Raw genomic sequence first — 24,490 nt, 5'->3', positions numbered from 1 at the left:
TGAAAACGCTTCCGTTTTCTTGGTAACTCTATTCTAACCCATTCTCGGGAAAGTATCCTATCAATTTTTTTAAAAAAATAAAAAAATTTGATATAAGTGAGCTAGAAAGTCCAGCCAATCAACGAATATCAAATTTTTTCAAGCAACTATTTTGTTCCTGCTAAAGATATTTTTTCAATCAGTTACCGATGTTCTATTGGAAAAGGTGTTTGAGTTGCAATTTTTTCTGATTGTCTTGCCTTTTGATTGTACAGCTCTTGTATAATAGATTTCAATTGTACAACATCATACATTTTTAATTGAGTTCCTAAATAATAAATAGGGCATGACGATTCGTTAAGGTAGTCAGTGATAATGAAATCATAAGATTCTCCATTCTGATAGGGGTCTATAAGCACCTGACGATTGCCTTCAAGCTTTTCTCTCAACTGCATTAATAAAGGATAGGATAAAACCTCATGCAAAGAAGATGCGAAACCAATTTTGACCTGTATCGGCTTTATCTGACTAAAATATACATATAAGGCTTTGATTTTTAGAGAATAGCCAGCCATTACCTGATCAGCATGTAGACTTCTATGAAAAGCTGTTTTAAAGACATTTTTTAATAATTGGGCTGATTCGTCTTCAAATGAAAGTTCTTGTACCACTTCAAGTTCAAGCGAAGATTGAAAGAAATACAATTGACTCATGGTCTGATTCAAATGATAAAGGGCCTCTTCTGAAATCGACAAGGACTCTCCTAGGTGTGAACGAAAAACGTGCAAAGCAAGTGACGTTGCTTGCATAATTGGACCCCCAAAGCCCAGAACCTGTTCCAACTGATGTGGTTCTAAAATAAAGTGACTAAACAAAAATGCAAATAAAGCCATGATATCCCCTTCCTGAAAGGAAGCAGATTGTTGTTGTCCCACTGTCAGATACATCTTCCGCAATTGTCGATAAAATTTATGGTCCTGATAAGGCCTCATGAGGCTATACAGTGCCTTATAATCCAACTGTTGTAACTTAGAACGTTGTTGTGAAATCATCAACCATAATAAAAGACGATAGGCCTGTTTAGGATTGAGTTTTGACTGATAAAAGCGTTCAAATAAGGGTAATAAGGCGTCCAAATGGCGTCTGGCAAATTCCTCTTGGTATTTGGAGCTAACAGTTGTCAAGAGGAGGACTTGATGTAAGAAATATCGTATTTGAAGCTCGCTTCCTTTCAACCGGCCGCTTTTAATGGCAATGCCGAATTCAGCCAGTAATTGGTTTAGTGATGCGAGATGGCGATTGAGCGTTGCCTCACTAATTAGTAATTCTTGAGACAATGTCTGTAAAGAAACATCTTCTTTATCTAATACAAATACAATAATCTGATACTTGATACTAGGCTGAAAAAGATAAGATAATATTTGTTGCTGACTTAGTCGAGCATCTTTTTGTAAAGAAACCTTTTCTTCCTCAAGGTGAAATAAAAGACCCAATTCTGCAGCATGCGACTCTTCATTAAAAGAATCTATATAGCGCAATAAAGTTGATTTTGTCAGATCTAAATGGCGACACACATCTTTCAGCAAGGGAGCATCTTTTCTGTTTTCCACAAACAGGAGCAACTGATAAATAGCTCGTTCGCGTTTTTCCAATAGGGAATCAATCTGCATAGCCAACCTCCGTATGTGTTAGGTTTTCTTGCCGAATGTATTCCTGAGCTGCTTCTACCATCATTGGCACCAAGGGAGTCTTACCTGGAAGACATAACCAAGATTGTTGGACTAGATCAAATACTGTTAAACCATTTGAAATAGCAAGTGAAAAGGCATCCATTTGTTCAATATGATCGACAACCGAAACGAGTTGACCTCCTACAATCCTTCCATTTTCATCTACAATCAATTTAAAATCAGCCATTTCTGATTCCCATTGACTGTATGGGCTCCTCATCCGAATCGACTTACACTTCAGCCATAAATTTGCTTCACTTTCTGTTAACCCAATACTAGTCACATAATAGCCAAACAAGCGACTCGATACAATCCGTTGGGTTTTCTTCAATGGAATACTCTGCATCACTAAGTTCTGAGCAGCTAGTCTACCAGTTCGGATAGCATGATGAATCATTGGAAGATATGCTTGGCCAAAATATTCTACTGGTAAACTAACCAAATCTCCCACAGCAAAAATATTCTTCTGGCTGGTTTCAAGATACTCATTTACCCACACAGTACCTTCAACGTTTATTCTCAGAAGATTTTTTACCAATTGAATATTGGGTATTAAATTCGTTGATGGAAGAATAAAATCAGCTCGATACTTTCCATTTACAGTCCGGCAAGTAACTTGCTTTTCCTGCTCATCTATCTCAATCTGATTCACAGTTTCGGATAAATGTATTAGAATTCCTCTTTGTTCCATTTCCAGACGAATGGGCTCAACCATCTCCTCATCAAGATACTTCGCCAACAGGGAATCTTGCGCTTCGAACACATGTAACTTCAAATTCATTCGACTCAGAGCATCCAAACTTTCTAATCCAATCTGCCCTGCTCCAATCACTGCAATAGTTTTTGCTTGCTTTATTTTTTCTAGACTTCTTTGCGCTTGAGTAAGGGTCTTAGACCGGATCAAGTAGTCTTGAAGTTCTTCCTGGCCCCATTCCCACGTTTGACTGGCACCCATAGCTAAGATCAGACGATCATAGCTTATTTCACTGATGACATTTTGCTGTCTTAATTTAAGCCGACTCGTTTCAGGATTAATGGCTAAACACTCAGTTTCAAAGAGACAGGTAATGGTAGTCTGCAATAGTTCCTTTTACAGAGAAATCCTTGCTTCCTCCCATTCAGTCATGCAATCTGACAATTTCCAGTTTAAGGCATTTGGAAAAAAGGCAACATCCTTTTCTCGATCAATCAATGTAATCTGATCATCTTTATACAATTTTCTACACTCCAAAGCTGCACTCAACCCAGCAAATGAAGCACCGATAATAACAATTTTCATACTAGCTCCTTCATCCTTTTTTGTCATTATAACAAGAAATTAACAAGAATGGAAAGGCTTGCAACTGGAAAATGGAGAATAGAAAATGATTTTTAGAAATGTTGTGCTTTCTAATATTTGTTTATCTTAGAAAAAAATAAGAACACGGATTTTCAAATTACTGATTTAAAAATCTGTGTTCTTTCTTATAATTTCAGAAAACAAACAGTCATTGTTTATTTATTGTTTCTCGGCTCGGGTTAAAACACTTCGCTTCTGGGTTTTCAGGCTCAGGCTCTGTGGTCACTTTCGTATTTCTTGGTGACCAGCTGAAACAGTTCCCCAAACTGTTTCACTCCACTGGACGTGCTCACTTTCTTGTTTTTAGGCTAGCGTTAAAACACTTCGCTTTTGGGTTTTCAGGCTCAGGTACGAATAGTTCACTGAACTATTCGTATCCCCTGACTGTTTTAATAATCCGGTCTGACTACTCCTGTGACGGTGGCTTTTGTTGCTTCATAATCGCCGTCTACAACGACCTTGATGATGCGTTTTGCATCTTCAATAGGACATGGTACGAGTGGTAGGCGAAGCGGCCCAACTTCAAATCCTAGATAATTTAATACTGCTTTCACCGGTGCAGGGCTTGGATATGAGAATAAGGCATTGACTTTCGGAATAAATTTCCGTTGAATAGCTGCTGCCGTTTTGATATCTTGCTGAGCGATAGCGGAAATCATTTCGTACATCTCATCACCATTAGTATGGGACGCGACAGAGATGACCCCATCAGCTCCCAGATTCATTGCATGGAAAGCATCACCATCTTCACCAGTGTAGACTAAGAAATCTTCTGGTTTGTGCTCAATCAAATAAGCCATATTGGCAAGGCTAGTACACTCCTTGACACCGATAATATTAGGATGTTCAGCCAAACGCAACATGGTTTCAGGAGTCATTTCCACCACTACGCGTCCAGGAATATTGTAAATAATGATTGGTAAATCAGAAGCGTCGGCAATAGCCTTAAAGTGCTGATACATTCCCTCTTGAGATGGCTTATTGTAATAAGGCACAATAGCCAAACCAGCTGCAAAACCGCCAAAAGCTGCAACTTCTTTAGCAAACTCAATTGAGTCACGGGTATCGTTGGTACCAATACCAGCAATTAGAGGAACACGGCCATTGACAATTTTTTGAACTGCGCCAAACAACTCCAATTCTTCTTCGTGTGTCAATGTCGGACTTTCGGCTGTTGTACCTGCTAATAAAATACCTTGCGTATGATGTGCCAACAAATGCTCAATTAATTCTGGTAAAACGTCAAAATTGATAGAACCATCTTCTTTGAAAGGGGTGATCATCGCTGTGAAAATTTTTACATCACTTAAATCTTGAATAGACATCGTACTTCCTCTCTTATTACTGCTAAAAAAGGCTGAGCGTAGCCTTTTGTGTACTTCTGTTAATAAGTTCTTATTTCAATTCAAATTTCAGCTCTGCAGTTGGACGAACAAGACCACGTTCATGTAGTGTTTCTGCGATTTGAACTGAGTTCCACGCAGCACCCTTCAGCAAGTTATCTGAAACAACCCACATATGGATGCCATTTTCCTTGTCCAAATCCTTACGAATACGACCAACAAAGGTATCACGACTTCCAACAGCATTGACTGCTTGAGGATAAATTTGGTTGGCAACATCATCTTCGAGAACAGCACCTGGGAAATCAGCGATTGCTGCTTTGACTTCATCAATCGGAGCAATCTCTTTTGTCTCAATGTAAACAGATTCTGAGTGAGCTGACAAAACTGGAATACGAACACAGGTTGCAGAAACGGCAATACTATCATCTTCCATGATTTTCTTCGTTTCCTTCGTCATTTTCATCTCTTCGTAAGTATAGTCATTTTCAGTGAAGAGGTCAATTTGAGGAAGTGCATTGAATCCAATTGGGTAATGTTTCTTATCACCACCAGAAGGAAGAATGTTTGCTTCAACAGCTTTTGGCTCAACACCATCATTCAATACATCTCGAAGTTGAGCCTGCGTTTCTAGGATTGCACCCATACCTGCACCAGATACAGCTTGATAAGTTGAAACGATAATCCGTTCCAAGCCCCACTTCTGACGAATTGGTTCTAAAGCAACCATCATTTGAATAGTTGAACAGTTTGGACAAGAGATAATTCCATTATGTGCATCCAAAGCATGTGCATTAACCTCAGGAACAACCAAAGGAACATCAGGATTTTGACGGAAATAAGAAGTATTATCTACAACAACTGCACCCGCCTTAACCGCGTATGGAGCGAATTTAGCAGATGTAGAACCACCAGCTGAGAAAAGCGCAATATCAACACCTTCAAAGGCAGTTTCAGTTGTTTCTTCGATAACAATCTCTTGTCCTTTAAATTGAAGGGTTTTTCCCGCAGAACGAGCAGAAGCTAATAAACGTACTTTTTCGATTGGAAGAGTTGATGCTTCCAACATTTTAATCATTTGCGCACCAACTGCACCTGTCGCACCAACGACAGCCACTACATATGCCATAAGTATCTCCTTTAGATCAATTCTTCAAAATTTTCTAAAAATTTATTATTTCTTAATTATACCACATTTTATATAAATGAAAAGTATAAAAATGAAAAAAAGCCCACCATAAATGGTGGGTAAGGGCATCATTGCTGATGAGAATAGCAGGTTCACAACAACTATTCAAGGTCCGCTCCTGCGTTTCAATTAAATGAAGACCTCCCTAGCGTCGAATGTGACTAAGTCACTACTCGGCTCATCGCATAAACCTATTCTATCATAATTTGACAGTTTTGCAAGTCTAATTACTCAATACGCTCTCGAATAGTTACGAACACCGTATCTCCAGGTTGCTTACCTACCGATTGCAGCGCTAATAGCCTTTTGGATACCGAGGATATAACAAATATTGCCTACTTCATCCTTCATTCCCATATTGACAATAGAACCATCATAGGGGTGCCCATCAAAAGTCGCATGTACTTTTACTCTCCCCTTCCCGAATTCCTGACGGATATCATATGGGAAAATAATATATGCTTCACCCTTATCTGGTACAGGATGGATAACTGCATGAAATTCATATACTTTTGTCATCATTCAACCTATAAATACTTACTTGCTTCACGAATCGATAAACTTGCCATTTGATGTTGGTATTTTCCCAGAAAGTCTCGAACCCAATGAGGATTAGTCTTCAAATAATCACGCAAACTCCAACCAATCGCTTTAGTGATAAAAAATTCAGTCTGATTGAGATTATTGACGAGGATCTTCTCCAATAGTACTATATCTGTCTTTTCCTTTTGCAAAAGCTGATGGTCAATAGCAATTCGCCTCAACCAGAAATCCTCATCCAAACTCCAGTCAATCATCACCTGCTTGGCCTCTGGATTGTCCAAAATAATTTTGCCAACGAGTTTGTCCAATCCGTCAATACTATCCCACCAGGACTCCGTCTGGGCAGGTTTTTCAAGCGGGGTAAATCAGCTAATACTAGGTTTTTCTTATGAGCCACGAGGTAATCAATAGCGACATATTGAAATTCACGGTAGGGTTGGTCCCAACAAGCCTCTACAAAATCCCAGTCAAGTTCTGGCGTTTTGAAGTCTTTGAAAAATTGTTTGGCAGCTTTTCTACGATCTGGACTACGAACACCTAAAAACTCAAAGTTGTTTTTCATATAGGCTTTCATTGGCTGGGCTAGACCTTTTTCTGCCAGGGCCAACAATCGTTTTTCCAATTCTACAAAATCCATTTTAGTCACCTACAAGAGACTTTTGGAGCCAGACGATATCATGCCAAATGCCAAATTTGTATCCAACTTTTTTAAAATGAGCCACCTGCTCATAACCTCTCTTTTCATGCAAGGCAATGGAAGCAGGATTTGGTAAGGCAATGCAAGCTAAAAAGTTTTTGAACCCACGCGCAGTCAATTCCTCCTCCAAAGCAGTGTATAGCAAGGTTCCAACCCCTTTTCCACGCGCTTCTTTTTGAACATAGACCGACAATTCCACCGTCCAATCATAGGCTGCACGAGCATAATAGGTCGATGCGTAGGCATATCCCACTATCTGTCCTTCTTCTATTGCGACCAGATAAGGGAATTTTTCCATAGTTTTTTTAATTCTATTTTCAAAATCTTCTACTGTAGGTACTTGTGTTTCAAAAGTAATGGCAGTTTTTTCAACATATGGGGCATAAATGGCCACCAAATTTGCCGCATCTTCAAACTGCGCATTCCGAATCTCTATCATTTAATTCTCCAATAGCTCCCTGTCATAAATGGTATAGTCACAACGATAGATAATCAACCGTTTGCCATCCACTAAAAGCTCAGAAGTCTTTGGTGCATCTGAAGCATATAGTGAAACTTTATCTCCAACATACGTTGCCAAAGGTGTACCATTTTGTGACCGAATAAGTACCACCTTTGCCTTTCCGGTAAAATCATTTTTCAAACTTGAAACCATGCGATTCACCAAGGGAATCGAACGGTCATAATTCGCAATATCTACCGTAGTTTGGTATTTGGCATAAAGATCCTCCAGACCTTCTTCTGCAGCAATTAAAGAAGAGCCTACATGGTCGATTTCATAATTACCGAGCGTCACTTTTAATACCGAAGAATCAGAATTCGAGTAGCCTTCAGCATCCACAGAGTCAAACTCTTGGTTGCGAGAAATTGACAAGGACTTCCCAGACATTTCATCAATTAATTGAGAATTTTCATCAAAAGTTCGAACGGTCATTTCTAGACCAATCCATTCTTCCTTGGTGTTCTTCCACCAGTTCGTAATCGATTGACAGGCTGATAAGGAAACCAAGCTAACAAGCAACACAACAGACAATAAAATCTTTTTATTCCATCTCATATAACACCTCCAAAGTGTGATACCTTATTGTAACATGGAAAAGTTTAGTTGATATAAAAATTTAACTGTCTTTTATAAATAATCAGGCAACCATAAACAGTATTGCCCTTTTTCAAATTGAAAAAAGCTACCGAAATCTGATTTACATCAAAAAACTTTTTAAAAATTGTAAAAATAAGTCTGTGGTAACTTTTAAAAGTTTAAAACGTATCATTTTGTTTGGAATACTACTTTTAAACTTTTAAAACTATTTTTCAAATTTTGTACATTTTTGGTTTACTTTAACGAATAAATAGATAACCGGATAAAAAAATAAAGCGAGGTATATTAAATGAAAATCCGCATTCCACTATACGCCCAACATTTGAATCAGGCAGAGTTTGTTCAACTCATGAGTAGCACAGTTGATACTCTAAAACAGTATCGTTCTCCAAGCAATGATCCTATGGTTGCTGACCTGACGCAACGTTTAGAAGACTCCTTACCTTTGATGAAAAAGAGTCTCAAACAAAAACGAGGATCTGATTTGACCAAGGAACTGAAGCAAGCTCTTAAAATCCGAAATATTGATTTTTCGGCTTTTGTAGGTGGTCTCAAACTCTTTCAAAATGCTCGAACAGTTGAAAAGTTAATGGCTTATCGCCTGTTACAAGAGCTGGTCGAATTGTATAAGACTGCTCCAACTGCAAATATGCAAGAATCATCTGCCTTGATGGATTCCCTGCTTGCTCGACTCGCACAGCCACCCTACTCCGAAGCTGTCACTATGCTGATGTTAGAGGAGGCTGTCGCCAATCTGCGTGACAGTCAAGAAAAATCCTATAGCCTTTATCTCCAACGTTGTCAAGATACCAGTACACGTGTCAAGATTGATAGTGCTAAAATCCGTAAAAATATGTTCAAAGATTATTCTCTTCTGTATAACCACTTGGTCAATAAGGTAAGTTATGATGCCAACGCTAGTGAGAAGGTCATCTTACAAATCCTAAACGATATTCGCCAAGATTTTTCAGAGCGAAATAGACAGAAAAATAAGGTAGAATCTAACCCTTCCACCATTGAAATCAAAACTGTTTTGCCACAAGGAAAAGAATTGGAGACAACATAGAAAATATCCCCCTCGTCGAAATGATTAGGGGGATTTAACAATAATACAATATCGACACTTTAAAGAGTCTAACAACTACCAGAAATTAATAATGCCTATTATTGATATTACAATCCAGAGAAATGAAACAGGAATTGAAATCTTAAGAATATCTGACTCATCATCTTCGTGGGAGATTGGTAAATTTTCTACATCCCCTGTACTAATTCTAAATAACCATTTTCTTACAATTTCTATGTTTTATCCTCCACCCTAGCCTGCCCATTCATCAGCATGGGCAAGAGCCAATCACGGAGTTGGGTCAGTTCTTGGTTTTGTTGTTTCAAATCCAATTGTTGCTTCAATATAGGGGATATGCGATTATGAATCTCATCTATTAAATCATTTGGAGGAACAATTATCATAGCTTGTTTCAGATGATCTTGAGTAATATGACCCATAGTTGTTTTTCTAAGTTCAGCAATGGTTTTGAACACTTTCAAGTAACTTCTTAACTCATTATAAATAAAAGATTTTGGATATTTTTCTGAGGTGACTTTAAAAATATGTTGATTTAGAGCCCCTTTCTCCCCTCCCCAAAGTATAACTTCTAAAGTTGCTGACCATGAGAATAAAATATCACCAGCTTCAATAATAGCTTCTTTAGGTATAGCTGTGCTTGCTTTTTCTGTATCTTTTGAAAAACCAGAAAACATTTCTCTGATTTTTATTACTGGAAGACTTTCATCAGTTTCAGAAGCTGGTCGAAATTTTTGCATAGCTAAACCATTATAAAAAGTAGCAATATTCCATAACGAATCCACTCCCCACCCTTCTGGGATTTCCCGTTTGAGTTGGTCGTTATAAACCATTTTACCACCAGAGGACTTGTAGGGCTTGCCATTTTCATCAGGGAAATCAAACTGCACAAACCAATAATCATAGAGGGTCTTAGCCATAGCCTCCAACTCTTCGTTAATATGGTTATTCAGAGCGATTTTTTGGTCAAGAAATTTAAGTAATTTAGAAATTTTTTGCTGCTCATCAATAGGTAGAACTTTGATAACAAAATCATTCAGAATGGTCATTGTCAAAAATTTAGTTTGAGATCCTTGTGATTTTTTTGAAAAATATATCAGATTAAGCTTTAAGTAGTAAAAAATATAATCAATGTCAAAATTAGATCCCGCAGTTATCACATACGTTCTCTGATATGCGTCAAATTTTCCGGAATATCTTTGACAGTGAAAATTTCCTGCCGCGTTATTTCCAGCTAATATTATTACATCACCCTCAAAACTAAAAGAGTTGATTCTATGTGGTTTCGGAGCACAAGTAAAAAATGGATAATTTCCTTCAGGCTCCTCCATATTGGAATCCAACTTACCAGTTCTAATATTACAAGCATCTAACAGACTAATCCACTCACTCATACCTCACCCTCCTCATCTGCTCTGCTATTTCCTTTTCCAATTCATGGGATTGGGCAAAGAGGCTGGCTAGGCGGTCTTGGTAGCCTTGCATTTTTTCTTCAAATTCTTGTGGGCTAATATCAACGTAGTCAATCTTGATGTCAAAGTACTGACCTGCACTGAGGGAGTAGTTCTTATCCTTAATCTCCTCATAGCTGACCTTGACAGAGAAGTCTTCGACAACTTCTTTCTGGATAAAGGTTTGGATGATTTTGTTCTCTTCATCAGGGCTGAGGACTGTCTTTTGGTTCTTGCCTTCCTTGACCTTAGTGCCAAGATTAGAAGCGTCAATCAAGACCACATCGTCCTTATTCTTCTTATCAATAAAGAGGATAGAGACATTGGTACCTGTGGTCGCAAAGATATTGGACGGCATGGACACAACACCTGCTAGCATCTTCTCATCGACCAGGTGCTGACGGATTTTCTTGTCAATACCTGACTGGGCGGTGATAAAGCCCGTCGGCAAGACAATAGCAGCCTGTCCGTCTTCCTTAAGACTATAGATGATATGCTGGATAAAGAGTTGGTAGATGGCCATACTCTCTTTTTTCTTGTTGGGAATCTTTGGCACACCGGCAAAAAATCGCTCACTGCTATTTGGCAGGCTTTCTACCTGATCCCGCCATTCTGAGAAGTCTAACTTGAAGGGAGGATTGGACACGATATAGTCCATCTTCTCCACATGACGATTGTTGAGAATGGTATTTCCCTGTACGATATTGTGAATGGAATGCTGCAAGCCATTGAGAATCAAGTTGAGACGCAAGAGATTGGAGGATTTTTGAGAAATGTCCTGACTGTAAACGCTGGTACGGTCGGTACCAATCTGACTGGCCAGGTTCATCAAGAGAGTCCCCGAACCAGCAGAAGGATCATAGATTTTTACGTTACTTGGCTGGTCATTTCCCACCAAAATCGCCGCAATGATTTTAGCAACGGAGTGGGGAGTGTAGTATTCCGCATACTTTCCACCACCGTCTTTGTTATAGTCCTTAATCATGTACTCAAACAAGGTGGAGAAAAAGTCAAAACCCTGTGAAAAAATCTGCTGGTCAAACTTAACACGCGCCAAGAGATTGATAATAGAAGCTGCCACTTCATTTCGCTTGCTGGCATCTGAAATCGTATCCGTAATCAAGCGTTGATCAAAGAGACGAATATCTGTTCCACCATCCGTATGAACAGAGAAAATAGCATTGTTGTCAATGGCAATCTGATTGAGAGTCTGTTCAAAAATCTCAGCAAAATCTGCTTGGTTCTGTTGACGGTGTAAGCTTTCAATCAATTGTTCAGGTTTTAGATGAGCGGTTTTAGTCCCAATATCATCTAAAAACCAGTCATAATCTTCTTCAGACAAGTCCAAAAGACCTTGATAGTCGTAGTGATTGTCAACAATCAAGGCTTCATACAAAAACTTGTCATTTAAGAACTTGTAGAGGAAGGACTGGGTCAGAAGTTTATACTCCCCTGCCTCTCCTCCAAGTCCTGCATGGGTAAATACTGCTTTTAGGTCATCCACCAAGCCTTGGACTTGACTTTGCACCTGCACGATATAATGTTCTTCCATTTACTTAATATTCTCCTTCATAGACTTCCATTAGGGAACGAATCAACTTATCATAATCGACTCGTTTGAGTTGCTTCCCTACTTCTGTTTTCATCATTTCTTTACGGGCCAGTTGCCTGATCTGCGCTACCAAATAGGCTTCGTTTTCCAGAATGCCTTGATTAAGCCCGATTTGATAATCAATCATAGGTTTGGCACCTTTTAGAACCTGGTAAATAGCTGGGAAGTCACTGACAACTGTTGATTGGGTAATGTGCTTAAAGGCACGGGCAGACATGGTATCTCCACCAAAGTTCATGGCCAAGCGATTCATTCTTGTTTTATAGTCTTCTACTGAATCGAATAAACTTTGATAGGCTTGTTTGGTTTCGTTAATGGTTGAGAGACTATATCCTTCTACTTCCTGTGTCATGTGCTTGTTTAGGATGCGTTGAAACTCTTCATAAAGACTTACCCATTCTGGATCTTTTTCATCCCTCCGCAAATTGATACCATTGGCCACACGGCGGCGGATATCGTCCAAATCATTGGCTGCCAGTCGTAGTTCCTCTTCCTTTATCTTGGTAAAACTAAAGCTAGTTTCAGACATGGCTAGATTCAATAGTTGCTGACTAGAAAAACTATCTGGTTTTTCTAACAAGCTCAAAGTCAAGAGGCGGCGGGACAGCATATTTAAAAGGCTAGCAATTTCTCCCATATTGACCTGTTTGACAATATCGTGGTAGCCATACAAACGTGCCATGTTGTAGTATTGACGAATGGTTTCAAGAGATTTTCGGAGGGCGATTAACTCTTTCCTATCCTTGACTTCATCGATGGCTCTTCCGAAAAATTCTAAGTTATCTGTCGGATAGTTCATTAGAACTCGGTTAGAGCTCGCTAGCTGTTCCTGGACTTCTTCTGGGGACACAAAAATAGTTCCAAAAGGATTATCTCCGTCTTCTTCTGTCAAAGCTGCCTGGTATTCCCGATTGAGTTCTTCCAGATAGGCTTTATTGGTCTTGTCAAATTCCTTGGAAATGTCCGCAAAATCAATGATATAGCCAAAAGCATAATCCTTGTACGGACGGTTGACACGGGTCAAAGTCTGCAAGAGATTATGGGCCTTGATTTTCCGTCCAAGATAGAGCCGTTTCAGCCTTGGTGCATCAAAACCAGTCAAGAGCATGGAGTAGACGATGACAAAATCTGTCAGACCGTCCTTGAATTTATCCACTTCTTCTTTCTTGTATTCCTTATCCCCTGCATCATGTAAAATCAAGGTTGAAGTAAACGATGTAAGCCCTGCTTTTCTGCGTTCTTCTAACTGTTTGTGCAATTCTCGTGCTTGTTCTGAAGAATCACAGACCACCATTCCACCGATGGACTGGTCGCCAAATATGATCTCTCGTGCTCTTGTAAAATCATCAAGAATAAAGTCTAGCATTGGTGAGACATAACGTGGGTGAGCAAATATGGATTTCTTATCCAGCGTCCCCTTTTGAATCTCCTCATGCACCACTTGTAAGGTTTCTTTATAGGAGGTTTCGATATCTTCTCGTATCAGTCGCAGGGTAAAACCGTCAGCAATGGATTGATTGTAGTAGTATTTATGGATATAATCCCCAAAAATATCACGAGTCGTTACAGCTGTTTCCTTGGTTTTTCCGTCAGCCTTTGTCGCAATCAAAGGCGTTCCTGTCAGTGCAATCTTAACAGCTTCTTTATCAGCATTATACAGATTTGGCAGATAGGAACCTTTTTCATTGTAAGAACGGTGAGCCTCATCAATGAAGTAGATATTTTGCCGATTCAAGTCATAGCCTGAATGGTCTGTTAGATCAGAGGATTCTTTGAATTTTTGGATGTTGACAACCGAGATATCGAATTGGTCTTGAATCTGATTTAACTCACTCGGCTTGTTAATGCGTTTTACCTTCAGACCACGTTTGGTAAATTCCTTATAGGCTTGATCAGCCAAATCCAATCGGTCTACCACAAAGTAAAACTGCGGGACAACACCTCTTTTAGCATAAAAGTCTCGTAAGTATCGGATATTGAAAAATGCTAGAGCGGTTTTACCAGAACCTTGCGTATGCCAGATAACTCCTTTCTTGATCCCGTCTTCTAATCCTCGCTCAATCGCCTTGGTCGCAAAATATTGAGGATATCGCATAGCATGCTTTTGAAGTTGAATTTGCCCCTTTTTATCCCGTTCCTCTACATAGACTAAACCATAACGAAGCATGAAAAAGAGTCGTTCTTTCTGATACAGCGAGGTCAGGAATGAGTTACATGGGCTAGCTGATTCTAAGTTGGTTCGAAACTCTGCCTGTGACTTTAATGCAAAGCGATTGACATCTTTGAGAACCAAATCAATCATCTCTTCTGTTAAGCTAGACAGGCTAGACTGTACTTGTCTCTCCTGCTCTTCCTTGAAAGAGTTGAACTTGGTACCAGAATAGGCATTAGAACAGTAAAATGACCCTTGGAACTGCTGACCTTGACTATCATCGTAGGGCAGATTGTCTGAAATAGCGATGAGTTGAGTGATATTATTAAAGCGTCTGAATTTTTTATTTTCATAGCGGAGCTTGGTACGTTCTTTTTCAGAGTTAATTCCTGTTTTTCCATCACGAATAGCATCTGGTTGCTTGACTTCGATATAACTGAGAGGGAGGCCGTTGATAAAAACGGTGATATCAGGCCGAAACTCTTCCTCACCATTTTGACAGGTGACTTCTAAGGCTATATGAAAGGTATTCTCCTCTATATTATCCCAATTGATATAGGTGTAGCCAGAGTCTGCATGGACACGGTTGAAAAAACTACACCCGATATCATCTTGTTCTAGTTCTAAACGGATATTCTCAAATTCTCTTTCAAAATCAGCTTCACTTGCGTAATTATTGAATGTTAAAAACTGTCGCTTAAAAATCGATAGAAGGATATTGGTTGAATAGTCTCTGTTTTTTATTTCTTCACTTGTAGCCGAAAGATAGTCATATCCAAGACGAGTCAAATGCAAAGCAGCTGGCAACTGAACTCTTGTAAACTCATTGTGTTCCTTTCTTATCATACAGATCTCCTAGTCTTTTCTTAACAATCATTATACCATATTTACAAGTGCTCACCGACAAAAAACCGCCCTATTGGACGGTTACAGAACGTAGACAAACTCCTAAAAATATAAAAAATTGGAGAAGTTTGTAAAAGATGACAAGTTATTGAACTCTCATAAATGTTGATATTTCAATGTTTCTAAGAGCTTTTATTTTCTACACAAAGAAAAAGATTGAAGAAAATTGTCCAAAATGGACTTTTTCTTCAATCTGAAATCCGCGTAAAAAACGGATTTTTTGTTTCATCTTAGAACAATCCAATTGCAGTGCCGTCTTCTGCTACACCCATATTAAGTGCGGCAGGTACCTTTGGTAAGCCTGGCATGGTCATGACGTCACCAGTTAAGGCAACAATGAAGCCAGCTCCCAATTTTGGAACAAATTCACGAACGGTGATTGCAAATCCAGTTGGAGCACCCAGTGCAAATTGATTATCTGAAAAACTGTATTGGGTCTTGGCCATGCAGACTGGCAATCGATCCCATCCATTCTTGGCAAATTCAGCCAATTGATTTCGTGCTTTCTTCTCAAAGACAACACCTGTACCACCGTAGATTTCTGTGACAATCTTAGTCACTTTCTCTTCAAGGCTATCTTCTGATTTGTAAAGGCGTTGGTAGTTTGCAACCTGATTTTCAATTGTTGCAACAACTGTCTCAGCCAACTCAACACCACCATCAGCACCATTTGCCCAAACACTTGCCAATTCAACTGGTACACCGATTTCAGCACACAGTTCTTTCAAGGTTGCAATCTCATCAGCAGTATCTGATACAAATTCATTAATTGCTACAATTGCTGGAATACCAAATTTCTTAATATTTTCAACGTGGCGTTTCAAATTTGCAAAACCAGCTTTCACAGCCTCTACGTTTTCAGCAGAAAGATCTGACTTAGCTACACCACCATGCATTTTAAGGGCACGAAGTGTCGCTACAATTACCACAGCATCAGGTGCTTTTGGAAGATTTGGAACTTTGATATCTAGGAATTTTTCTGCGCCAAGGTCTGCACCGAAGCCTGCCTCAGTCACAGTATAGTCTGCCAAGCGCAGAGCTGTTGTAGTTGCAAGAACTGAGTTACAGCCATGAGCAATATTCGCAAATGGTCCACCATGAACAAAAGCTGGCGTGCCATAGATCGTTTGGACTACGTTTGGCTTGATAGCGTCTTTCAAAATGAGGGTCAAAGCACCTTCCACCGCCAAATCATGCACATAGACCGGACTGCGATCGAAACGATAACCAATAACAATATTTGCCAACCGTTCTTTCAAGTCATTGATGTCTGTCGCCAAACACAAAATTGCCATGATTTCAGAAGCTACGGTAATATCAAATCCATCTTCACGAGGAATACCATTGAGCGGACCACCCAAGCCAACAGTTACCTTACGAAGAGCGCGGTCATTTAAATCAACAACGCGTTTCCAGATGATACGGCGTTGGTCAATACCTAATGCATTTCCCTGATGGAGATGGTTATCAATCAAGGCTGAAAGAGCATTGTTAGCCGTCGTAATGGCATGCATATCGCCAGTAAAGTGCAAGTTGATGTCTTCCATCGGCAAGACCTGCGCAAATCCTCCACCTGCAGCGCCACCCTTGATCCCCATCACTGGACCCAATGAAGGCTCGCGTAACGCAATCATGGTTTTCTTTCCAATTTTAGAAAGAGCATCAGCCAAACCTATGGTAATGGTCGACTTACCTTCACCAGCTGGCGTTGGGCTGATAGCTGTTACTAAAATCAACTTACCAGGCGCATTTTCCTTGACTGCATAGATTTTATCGAAAGACAATTTTGCCTTGTATTTTCCGTAAAGTTCAATATCATCAAAGCTGATACCAACTTTTTCAACGATTTCTGTGATTGGTTTCAAAGTTACACTTTGTGCAATTTCGATATCTGACTTCATAACTTCTCCTATACCCTTTTATATAGATATAGTATAGCACAGATTTCGTAAATCATGTATTATTTCAATATCATCGGTTAAAAACGTACGTATTTTACTAGTCTTATTTCCAATATAAATGATTTATTTGGCAATTTCCTAATTGAAAACGGTCTCTAAAACTTTACTAAAAATAGAAATTTTAGTAAAATATGAATATGAAATTATTGATTACTTCTGGTGGGACTAGTGAAGCCATCGATCAAGTCCGCGCCATAACAAACCACGCCTCTGGTCATTTAGGAAAATTGATTGCTGAAAAAGCCTTGGATGCAGGGCACGAGGTTACTCTGGTTACGACGAAGCAGGCTGTAAAGCCAGCGCCTCATGAGCGGTTAACCATTGTCCAGATTACAAATGTAGAAAGTTTGAAAGCTGCATTAGAACCTTTGGTCAATACACACCAGGCTCTCATCCATAGTATGGCTGTTTCTGACTATAAACCTGTTTACATGACTGGATTAGATGAACTTAAAAATACGGATGACATTGCTAGCTTGCTGGATAAACAAAATACAGAAAGCAAGATTTCCTCCAACGATGAGTATCAAGTTCTTTTTCTGAAAAAAACACCCAAGGTTATATCCTATGTTAAGGAATGGAATCCGACTATCACGCTGATAGGATTTAAGCTTTTAGTTGGTGTTCCAAAAGAAGAATTATTTGCGGTGGCACGTCAGAGTATTGCTCGTAATGGTGCTGATTTTATCCTTGCAAATGATTTGAACGACATCAGCGAAAATCAGCATATTGGATTTTTAGTGAGTCCGACTACAGAATTGCAGGCAAACACAAAGGAAGACATTGCCCAGCTGATTTTAGATACACTAGAAAATGGTGAACAGAATGGCTAATATAACACTTGCCGTGACAGGCTCTATTTCAGCCTATAAGGCTGCTGATTTGACCAGTCAATTAACAAAACTTGGCCATAAGGTGACCGTGCTCATGAGTCGCTCTGCTATCGACTTCATTACTCCACTTACACTTCAATCCCTTTCCAAAAATCTTGTCCATACTGATGTCATGGTGGAAGAAGATCCCAGTCTCATTAAACACATTGATATTGCAAAAGAAACGGATTTATTCCTAGTTGCGCCTGCTTCAGCCAATACCATTGCAAAATTGGCCCACGGTATGGCTGACAATATAGTTACGGCCACAGCATTGGCTTTGCCAATTGGAATCCCAAAATTGATTGCCCCCGCTATGAATACTAATATGTACCTCAATCCTGCAACTCAGAAGAATTTGAATACCTTAGAAGAGTATGGATTTGACGAGGTCAAGCCACGGGAAGCATTGCTCGCCTGTGGAGATTTTGGAACTGGGGCCTTGGCTGAGGTAACTGATATTTTAGAGAAAGTGAGTAACACCCTTGATGAAAAAAAATAAATCGAATCAAATTGCTACAATTGCAATCTTCTTTGCTGCCATGATTGTCATCAATATATTGAGTTCAATTATTTTTAATATATTGCCTGTTCCAATTAAACCCACCATCGTACATATTCCAGTCATTATTGCTTCTATTATATACGGCCCACGGGTTGGGGCTTGCTTAGGGGCTCTCATGGGCTTGATGAGTATGACCCATAATACTATCATCTTACTACCAACCAGCTATCTTTTCTCGCCATTTGTTGAGAATGGTAATGTTTATTCAATCATCATTGCAGTTGTCCCTCGTATATTAATCGGAATTACACCTTATTTCATATACAAATGGATAAAAAATCGCAAAGGGTTGTTCATTGCTGGTGCAGTTGGTTCAATGACCAATACTATTTTTGTACTTGGGGGTATTTTCTTCCTCTTCTCCTCTGTCTTTGATGGAAATATTCAAGCAATGTTAGCAACCGTTTTAGGTACCAATTCAATTGCAGAAATGATCATTTCTTCTGTGTTAACTGCAGCGCTTGTTCCAACTTTACAGAAAATCCAAAAATAAATATCAGAAAATCACGTGAAAGCGTGATTTTTTCTTTCAAAAATGGTATACTGAAAGCGTTTAATAGAAAAATTTTAAGGAGACACTACAATGACTTATCAAGAATCCTATCAAACTTGGCTCGACTTTGCTGATCTACCTGACTATTTGCGTGAAGAATTGGTCGCAATGGATGAAAAGACAAAGGAAGATGCATTTTACACAAACCTTGAATTTGGTACTGCTGGTATGCGTGGTTACATAGGTGCTGGTACTAACCGCATTAACATATTTGTTGTCCGTCAAGCTACTGAAGGTTTGGCCAAGTTGGTAGAATCCAAAGGTGAAGAAGCTAAAAAACGTGGTGTTGCAATTGCTTATGACTCACGTCACTTCTCGCCAGAATTTGCCTTTGAATCTGCTCAAGTTTTGGCAGCACATGGTATCAAATCATACGTCTTTGAAAGCCTTCGTCCAACTCCCGAACTCTCATTTGCAGTTCGTCATTATAATGCTATCGCAGGTATCATGGTGACTGCCAGCCACAACCCGAAAGAATTCAACGGTTACAAAGTATATGGTGAAGACGGCGGACAAATGCCACCAGCAGATGCTGCTGCTTTGACCGACTATATCCGTGACATTGATAATCCATTTGCTGTTGAATTGGCTGATCTTAAAGCAAGTAAAGAAAATGGTTTAATCACCGTTCTTGGTGAAGAAACAGACGTAAAATACCTTGAAGAATTAAAAGATTTGAGTATCAATCCTGAATTGATTGCTGAATATGGTAAAGATATGAAGATTGTCTACACACCTCTTCATGGTACTGGGGAAATGTTGGCTCGTCGTGCTCTTGCACAAGCTGGTTTTGAATCTGTGCAAGTCGTAGAAGCTCAAGCGACTCCAGATCCTGATTTCTCAACTGTTGCTTCTCCAAACCCAGAAAGCCAAGCTGCTTTTGCATTGGCAGAAGAATTAGGTCGTGAAGTAGATGCTGACGTTCTTCTTGCAACAGACCCTGATGCGGACCGTGTTGGTGTTGAAGTACGCCAAGCAGATGGTTCTTACTGGAACCTTTCTGGTAACCAAATCGGTGCTATTATCGCCAAATATATTTTAGAAGCTAACAAGCAAGCGGGTACACTTCCTGCAAACGCTGCCCTTGCTAAATCAATCGTATCAACAGAGTTGGTTACTAAGATTGCTGAAAGTTACGGCGCAACCATGTTCAACGTCTTGACAGGTTTCAAATTCATTGCCGAAAAAATTCAAGAATTTGAAGAAAAACACAACTACACTTACATGTTTGGTTTTGAAGAAAGCTTTGGTTACCTTATCAAGCCATTTGTACGTGATAAAGACGCTATCCAAGCCGTTTTAATCGTTGCTGAGATTGCTGCCTACTATCGTTCTCGTGGCATGACCTTAGCTGATGGTATTGATGAAATCTTCAAAGAATATGGATACTTTGCTGAGAAAACTATTTCAGTTACTCTTTCTGGTAAAGATGGTGCAGAACAAATCAAGGCTATCATGGCTAAATTCCGTGATAACTCACCAGAACAATTTAACGCCACAGATATCGCAGTCTTTGAAGACTTTGCCCTTCAAGCCAAGACTGACAAAGATGGAAATGTTGAAAAACTCACTACTCCTCCATCTGATGTTTTGAAATATACCTTGGCTGATGATTCATGGTTTGCAGTACGTCCTTCTGGAACAGAACCAAAAATCAAATTCTATATTGCGACTGTCGGTGAAACACTGGCTGAAGCAGAAGAAAAAATCGCCAATATTGAAAAAGAAATCAACGTATTTGTTGGTTAAGTTGTTACGATCAAGATTACTTAAAATGAAAATAGCGACCGGTACAGGACTAACTACTCCGAAAGTTCTGTATCGTTCGCTTTTTTGTCTTTTGCTTTTCATATTTGAATTATCGGTGAATTCGACTTTTGATGTGCATACTTATCTAATTAAGCTAATTTCTTCTTGACATTATCCAGTTTAATAGTGTTGTAATAATGAAGAGCAGTACCAAAGACATTATTACAATCCAAATCCATGCCAGTGGCTCGTTTTGCCATGGTAGCTGAACGTTCATTCCAAAGAATCCTGTTATTACAGCTAAAACAGCGAGTAAAATGGAGATGACTGTTAGAATGGTAAGCTTGTCATTCAAGTTATTGTTCAAGATATTATTGTAGGCACCAGAAAGTTGTCGTAGAATCTGAGAATCCAATTGTGTCATGGCTGACAATTGCTCCGCTTCAATCAATGCATCATCTAATTGTTCAAGTTCGATACTACCAAGCTTCTGAATATGCGGATAGTTTCTCAATTGTTCTAAAAGCAGAACATTTTGGTTTGCCGCTGTCAGTAAATAGACTGAACCTGTTTCTAAGTCCGATAATTCAAATAGCAGTTGCTTAGTTGTTCTCTTCCTTAGTTTGAAATTAAGAATCTCTTTATCACTTTCCAATTGATCTAGTATGGGAAAATATTCTTTAGAAGTTAAGGTAAGGGCTGCAAAAAGAAATTGAAAACAGGACATAACGGAATGGTCCATCAAGTACTTTTCTAATTTTTCCAGGAAATAGGCATTTCTTGCATTAAAAATTGTGATAAATTGATTCTGTTGCACGATAAAGGCCATCGGTGTTGTTTCATAATAATTATCCTCTTTTGTTATATCTAATAGATTAAAAATCAATAACAATCGATCGAGTTTTGCATTGTATTTTAAATGAGCCCTTTCATTTTTGTCTAATGCATATGAGACCAATTCTTTATCTAATCCATAATCTTCGACTAATTGTTTGTCTATCATTTCTCTTTCTGAATGGATAATAATCCAGCTCAGCTCATTATTGTTGCCAAAACGTTTTTCAATCACAAATTTGTTCCTCCACACTGATTTATCTCTATTCTATTGTATCATTTACGGATTGGCAAGCATGATTAAGAAAAATAAATATTTCTTAAAAATTATTACATCGACAACCCTTCCTATAAACTTGGAAAAATAGCATTCACAGCGATACTTGCGAGTGAATCACACTCTCACAAATAACCTTCCAAATTTCTTTCTACTAGATGATCAGTGTATTTAAAATGGAACTGTAGGTCAAGGAATAGTAAGGAACGACTCGAATAAATATCTTCTTACTCTTTGAGAATCAATAATACTCTTCGAGAACCAAAATCAGACGTTTTTTACTTGATTTGATGTACTTCGGTTCTATTTGCATCTACGTCGCCTATTGTGATTTTGATTTTCATTGAATATAAGACTACATAACACTCAACATCATAAAACGCATAAAATCATGTTTCAATCACATCAATTTTATGCGTTTTTTATATATCTTTAGTTCTTTTTACAAATTCTATCCAGTACAAGAGTTTAACTATTCTTTCGTCGTATGACGTTTTCCTAGACTGAGTGCTTTCTCTTCTGACATCTCAATAACTTTTGACAAATTTGTATTGGATGGCATATTTTCTTTTGAATACCAATAGACATCTGCACTTCCGTTCCTTGCAATATACACAACAGTTGCCAGCTGAGTGGCTGGTTGTGATGCTTCTACACTCTCACTACTCTCACTTGGTTGCGATTCAACCGCTGAGCTAGAAGAGGATGACTGACTACTCTCCTCAGTTGGAACCAGGGACGGTGTTGCAGTTCCTTTCAAGTAATCAATTGTGGCATTTTTAGAGTAATTCTCTAAAACGACCGTAGTAATTCCATTGCTATCTACAGATTCTTTTGAACCGCTGAGTTGAATATTGATCAGATTCCCTGACTCATCAAGTCCAACATACTGAAGAACTACTTGACGCGGTATCAATTCATTTCCAGTATAAATCGGTTTTACTTGATAGTCTAACCAAAAATTGGGATGAGTCGCCAGCCAACTGTCCAGACGTTTCTCATAGTAGAGCATTCCTTCGCTGTTATTGGAATTCGTCCCCTTATAATGACCGCTATTGGTCCAAGCAGTCAACGGAACCAGATTTTTCCCCTCATCTTTCAGGCCACTAAACTGATATCCTATCAGGTGGCCCCTATTAAATAACCATGACTTCTTGCCTTGATTCCCATAAGCTAGTTTATAGTTATGCCAACCGACGGGATTGTATTTTATTTTGGGTTCTCTCCGTTTTTTAGGCTCATCTTTATCTTGTAACTGAATGTGAGCTGATGTAGCTCTACCTAGACTATCAAACTCTCCAAGAACCAGCTGTTTTTCCTTTTTAAAGGTAAGCAAGTTAAGACTTGGGTAATCAATATTCGTTTGATTAGCATGGACTGGAATACCAGAAAAAACAAAGACTAAAATAAGAAGGCAAATAATTCGTATCTTTTTCATAATCATAGGAATCCTTTGAAAACAGTGACATATAAGGATATATTACAAATTGGATAGCAAATGAGGAGTGAACAAAACTTTCCATCACTTACTTTCTCCAACACTCATAGTATATCATTTAGAATATAAATATACCAATGATTTATATCCGTTTTTTGTTTCTAGTATCAGATTTTTAATTGCCAAAAGTTAATAGAGGAGAGCATTGGAACACCGACCAATAACGGATGAGAGAGGTAATTAAAATGCTAGACATTTGCTTGACCACCCGTCAAACGGACTATTGATACCTCTACACCTTCAAAGTAGATAATGATTATCTTTGTTGGCAACTTCTAAACTTCTTAATTCATAGGTTTTACAACCAGAATGGATAAACGGGTCACTTTCAGCAATCAAAATAGCCTGGTCATAACAGTCTGCGTTAAAAACAACCATACCACCAGGATAATCATGAAGAGATCCACATAGAACAAGCTTATTTTCCGCATCCAGTTGCTTCAAATGTTCAACATGGCCCTTAATCAACTGTTCAGTCAGTTCATTCTTATTTGTCATTAAATACAAATAGAGCATAGCACACCTCCTTGTGGTATATCCTTAATATTTGTTTTTGAAAGTAAATGCCTACACTCAACTGACTCAAGTTAAACTTATTCAGTTATTTCATTGAAATAAGAAAATTTAAAAACATTTTTCGTTCAGGATAGATAAGCCAGATTGATTTCCATGTAGACTGGGAGTGGGAAAGAACTCGACCAGTCTAAAAAGAGTTCGTCCTATTACTTCTACTCATTCCTAAAATTTTCTCACTTTGATACTTCCCCACCCAAAAGAAAAAAAGCCTTACAATCAAGGCTTTTCATTATCCCTTTCGTTCAAAGGTTTCTAGGCTTTCACCAGCAGAGCACCTACCTCAACATGACTTGAGCGGAAGTTATAGCTGTCAAATACTAGTAACCAAAATATTTTTATCAGAAATTCTCTTTGTGAGAACATATCCACTGTGGGCTTTCTTGTGTGGGAAGATATCAACGACACTATAACTTGGTAACTGTGTCCTTTACCGTAGATGACATTAACCAGCATCTGATATCATTAAAACTAAACTTATTCC

General features: G+C 38.8%; 17 protein-coding genes and 3 pseudogenes. 5 read left to right on the top strand and 15 right to left on the bottom strand.

Annotation, left to right across the window (positions count from 1 at the left end):
* Positions 1 to 182: 182 nt before the first annotated feature.
* The 8 genes and pseudogenes from D2A30_04575 to D2A30_04540 all read right to left on the bottom strand — a co-directional run bounded on the left by D2A30_04575 (position 183) and on the right by D2A30_04540 (position 7,877).
* On the bottom strand, positions 183 to 1,649 hold the full coding sequence (locus D2A30_04575) for an HTH domain-containing protein (protein ID ULL20916.1): 1,467 nt from the start codon (positions 1,647 to 1,649) through the stop codon (positions 183 to 185).
* A pseudogene (locus D2A30_04570) lies at positions 1,639 to 2,988 on the bottom strand (NAD(P)/FAD-dependent oxidoreductase). Before D2A30_04570 ends, D2A30_04575 begins: the two are co-directional and overlap by 11 nt.
* Before the next feature lie 449 nt (positions 2,989 to 3,437).
* The gene (locus D2A30_04565; GenBank protein ULL20915.1) at positions 3,438 to 4,373 is read right to left on the bottom strand and encodes a 4-hydroxy-tetrahydrodipicolinate synthase; all 936 of its coding nucleotides are present in this window, start codon (positions 4,371 to 4,373) and stop codon (positions 3,438 to 3,440) included.
* Between the two features lie 70 nt (positions 4,374 to 4,443).
* On the bottom strand, positions 4,444 to 5,520 hold the full coding sequence (locus D2A30_04560; GenBank protein ULL20914.1) for an aspartate-semialdehyde dehydrogenase: 1,077 nt from the start codon (positions 5,518 to 5,520) through the stop codon (positions 4,444 to 4,446).
* Positions 5,521 to 5,807: 287 nt separating this feature from the next.
* Positions 5,808 to 6,099, bottom strand: a pseudogene (locus D2A30_04555) (DUF1905 domain-containing protein).
* Positions 6,100 to 6,107: 8 nt separating this feature from the next.
* Positions 6,108 to 6,760: pseudogene (locus tag D2A30_04550) on the bottom strand (DNA alkylation repair protein).
* 1 nt (position 6,761) lies between these two features.
* Complete coding sequence (locus tag D2A30_04545) at positions 6,762 to 7,259, bottom strand: N-acetyltransferase family protein (GenBank protein ID ULL20913.1); 498 nt, start codon at positions 7,257 to 7,259, stop codon at positions 6,762 to 6,764.
* Positions 7,260 to 7,877, bottom strand: a complete 618-nt coding sequence (locus tag D2A30_04540) for a DUF5052 family protein (protein ID ULL20912.1) — start codon at positions 7,875 to 7,877, stop codon at positions 7,260 to 7,262.
* Between the two features lie 331 nt (positions 7,878 to 8,208).
* On the opposite strand from D2A30_04540, the gene D2A30_04535 reads away from it, so the two are divergent.
* On the top strand, positions 8,209 to 8,985 hold the full coding sequence (locus D2A30_04535; GenBank protein ID ULL20911.1) for a hypothetical protein: 777 nt from the start codon (positions 8,209 to 8,211) through the stop codon (positions 8,983 to 8,985).
* Between the two features lie 233 nt (positions 8,986 to 9,218).
* On the opposite strand, the gene D2A30_04530 is transcribed toward D2A30_04535, so the two are convergent.
* The 4 genes from D2A30_04530 to D2A30_04515 all read right to left on the bottom strand — a co-directional run bounded on the left by D2A30_04530 (position 9,219) and on the right by D2A30_04515 (position 17,025).
* Complete coding sequence (locus D2A30_04530; GenBank protein ID ULL20910.1) at positions 9,219 to 10,397, bottom strand: restriction endonuclease subunit S; 1,179 nt, start codon at positions 10,395 to 10,397, stop codon at positions 9,219 to 9,221.
* Positions 10,390 to 12,006 (bottom strand): SAM-dependent DNA methyltransferase, encoded by a 1,617-nt coding sequence (locus D2A30_04525; protein ID ULL20909.1) that lies wholly within the window; start codon positions 12,004 to 12,006, stop codon positions 10,390 to 10,392. The genes D2A30_04530 and D2A30_04525 overlap by 8 nt, the downstream gene beginning before the upstream one ends.
* A gap of 4 nt (positions 12,007 to 12,010) precedes the next feature.
* Entirely contained in the window at positions 12,011 to 15,064 is a 3,054-nt protein-coding gene (locus D2A30_04520; GenBank protein ID ULL20908.1) for a type I restriction endonuclease subunit R, read from the bottom strand.
* 290 nt (positions 15,065 to 15,354) lie between these two features.
* Positions 15,355 to 17,025 (bottom strand): formate--tetrahydrofolate ligase, encoded by a 1,671-nt coding sequence (locus D2A30_04515; protein ID ULL20907.1) that lies wholly within the window; start codon positions 17,023 to 17,025, stop codon positions 15,355 to 15,357.
* Positions 17,026 to 17,216: 191 nt separating this feature from the next.
* On the opposite strand from D2A30_04515, the gene D2A30_04510 reads away from it, so the two are divergent.
* The 4 genes from D2A30_04510 (at position 17,217) to D2A30_04495 (ending at position 20,824) form a co-directional block, all read left to right on the top strand.
* Complete coding sequence (locus D2A30_04510) at positions 17,217 to 17,918, top strand: phosphopantothenate--cysteine ligase (GenBank protein ULL20906.1); 702 nt, start codon at positions 17,217 to 17,219, stop codon at positions 17,916 to 17,918.
* Positions 17,911 to 18,459: a phosphopantothenoylcysteine decarboxylase gene (gene coaC / locus D2A30_04505; GenBank protein ULL20905.1), complete on the top strand. Its 549-nt coding sequence runs from the start codon at positions 17,911 to 17,913 to the stop codon at positions 18,457 to 18,459. Before D2A30_04510 ends, coaC begins: the two co-directional genes overlap by 8 nt.
* Positions 18,446 to 19,015 carry an ECF transporter S component gene (locus D2A30_04500; protein ULL20904.1) on the top strand — a complete coding sequence of 190 codons (570 nt, stop codon included), beginning with the start codon at positions 18,446 to 18,448 and terminating at the stop codon, positions 19,013 to 19,015. The genes coaC and D2A30_04500 overlap by 14 nt, the downstream gene beginning before the upstream one ends.
* Positions 19,016 to 19,105: 90 nt before the next feature.
* On the top strand, positions 19,106 to 20,824 hold the full coding sequence (locus D2A30_04495) for a phospho-sugar mutase (protein ULL20903.1): 1,719 nt from the start codon (positions 19,106 to 19,108) through the stop codon (positions 20,822 to 20,824).
* 154 nt (positions 20,825 to 20,978) lie between these two features.
* Here the strand turns inward: D2A30_04495 and D2A30_04490 are convergent, their stop codons facing one another.
* From D2A30_04490 to D2A30_04480, 3 genes are all read right to left on the bottom strand, one after another.
* On the bottom strand, positions 20,979 to 21,893 hold the full coding sequence (locus tag D2A30_04490) for a magnesium transporter CorA family protein (protein ID ULL20902.1): 915 nt from the start codon (positions 21,891 to 21,893) through the stop codon (positions 20,979 to 20,981).
* 514 nt (positions 21,894 to 22,407) lie between these two features.
* Complete coding sequence (locus tag D2A30_04485) at positions 22,408 to 23,373, bottom strand: DNA/RNA non-specific endonuclease (protein ULL20901.1); 966 nt, start codon at positions 23,371 to 23,373, stop codon at positions 22,408 to 22,410.
* 300 nt (positions 23,374 to 23,673) lie between these two features.
* Positions 23,674 to 23,949 carry a hypothetical protein gene (locus D2A30_04480; protein ULL20900.1) on the bottom strand — a complete coding sequence of 92 codons (276 nt, stop codon included), beginning with the start codon at positions 23,947 to 23,949 and terminating at the stop codon, positions 23,674 to 23,676.
* Positions 23,950 to 24,490: the final 541 nt, after the last annotated feature.

Source organism: Streptococcus suis (assembly GCA_022354845.1).
Lineage (GTDB): Bacteria > Bacillota > Bacilli > Lactobacillales > Streptococcaceae > Streptococcus > Streptococcus suis_AA.
This window is presented reverse-complemented; position numbering and strand designations above follow the sequence as displayed.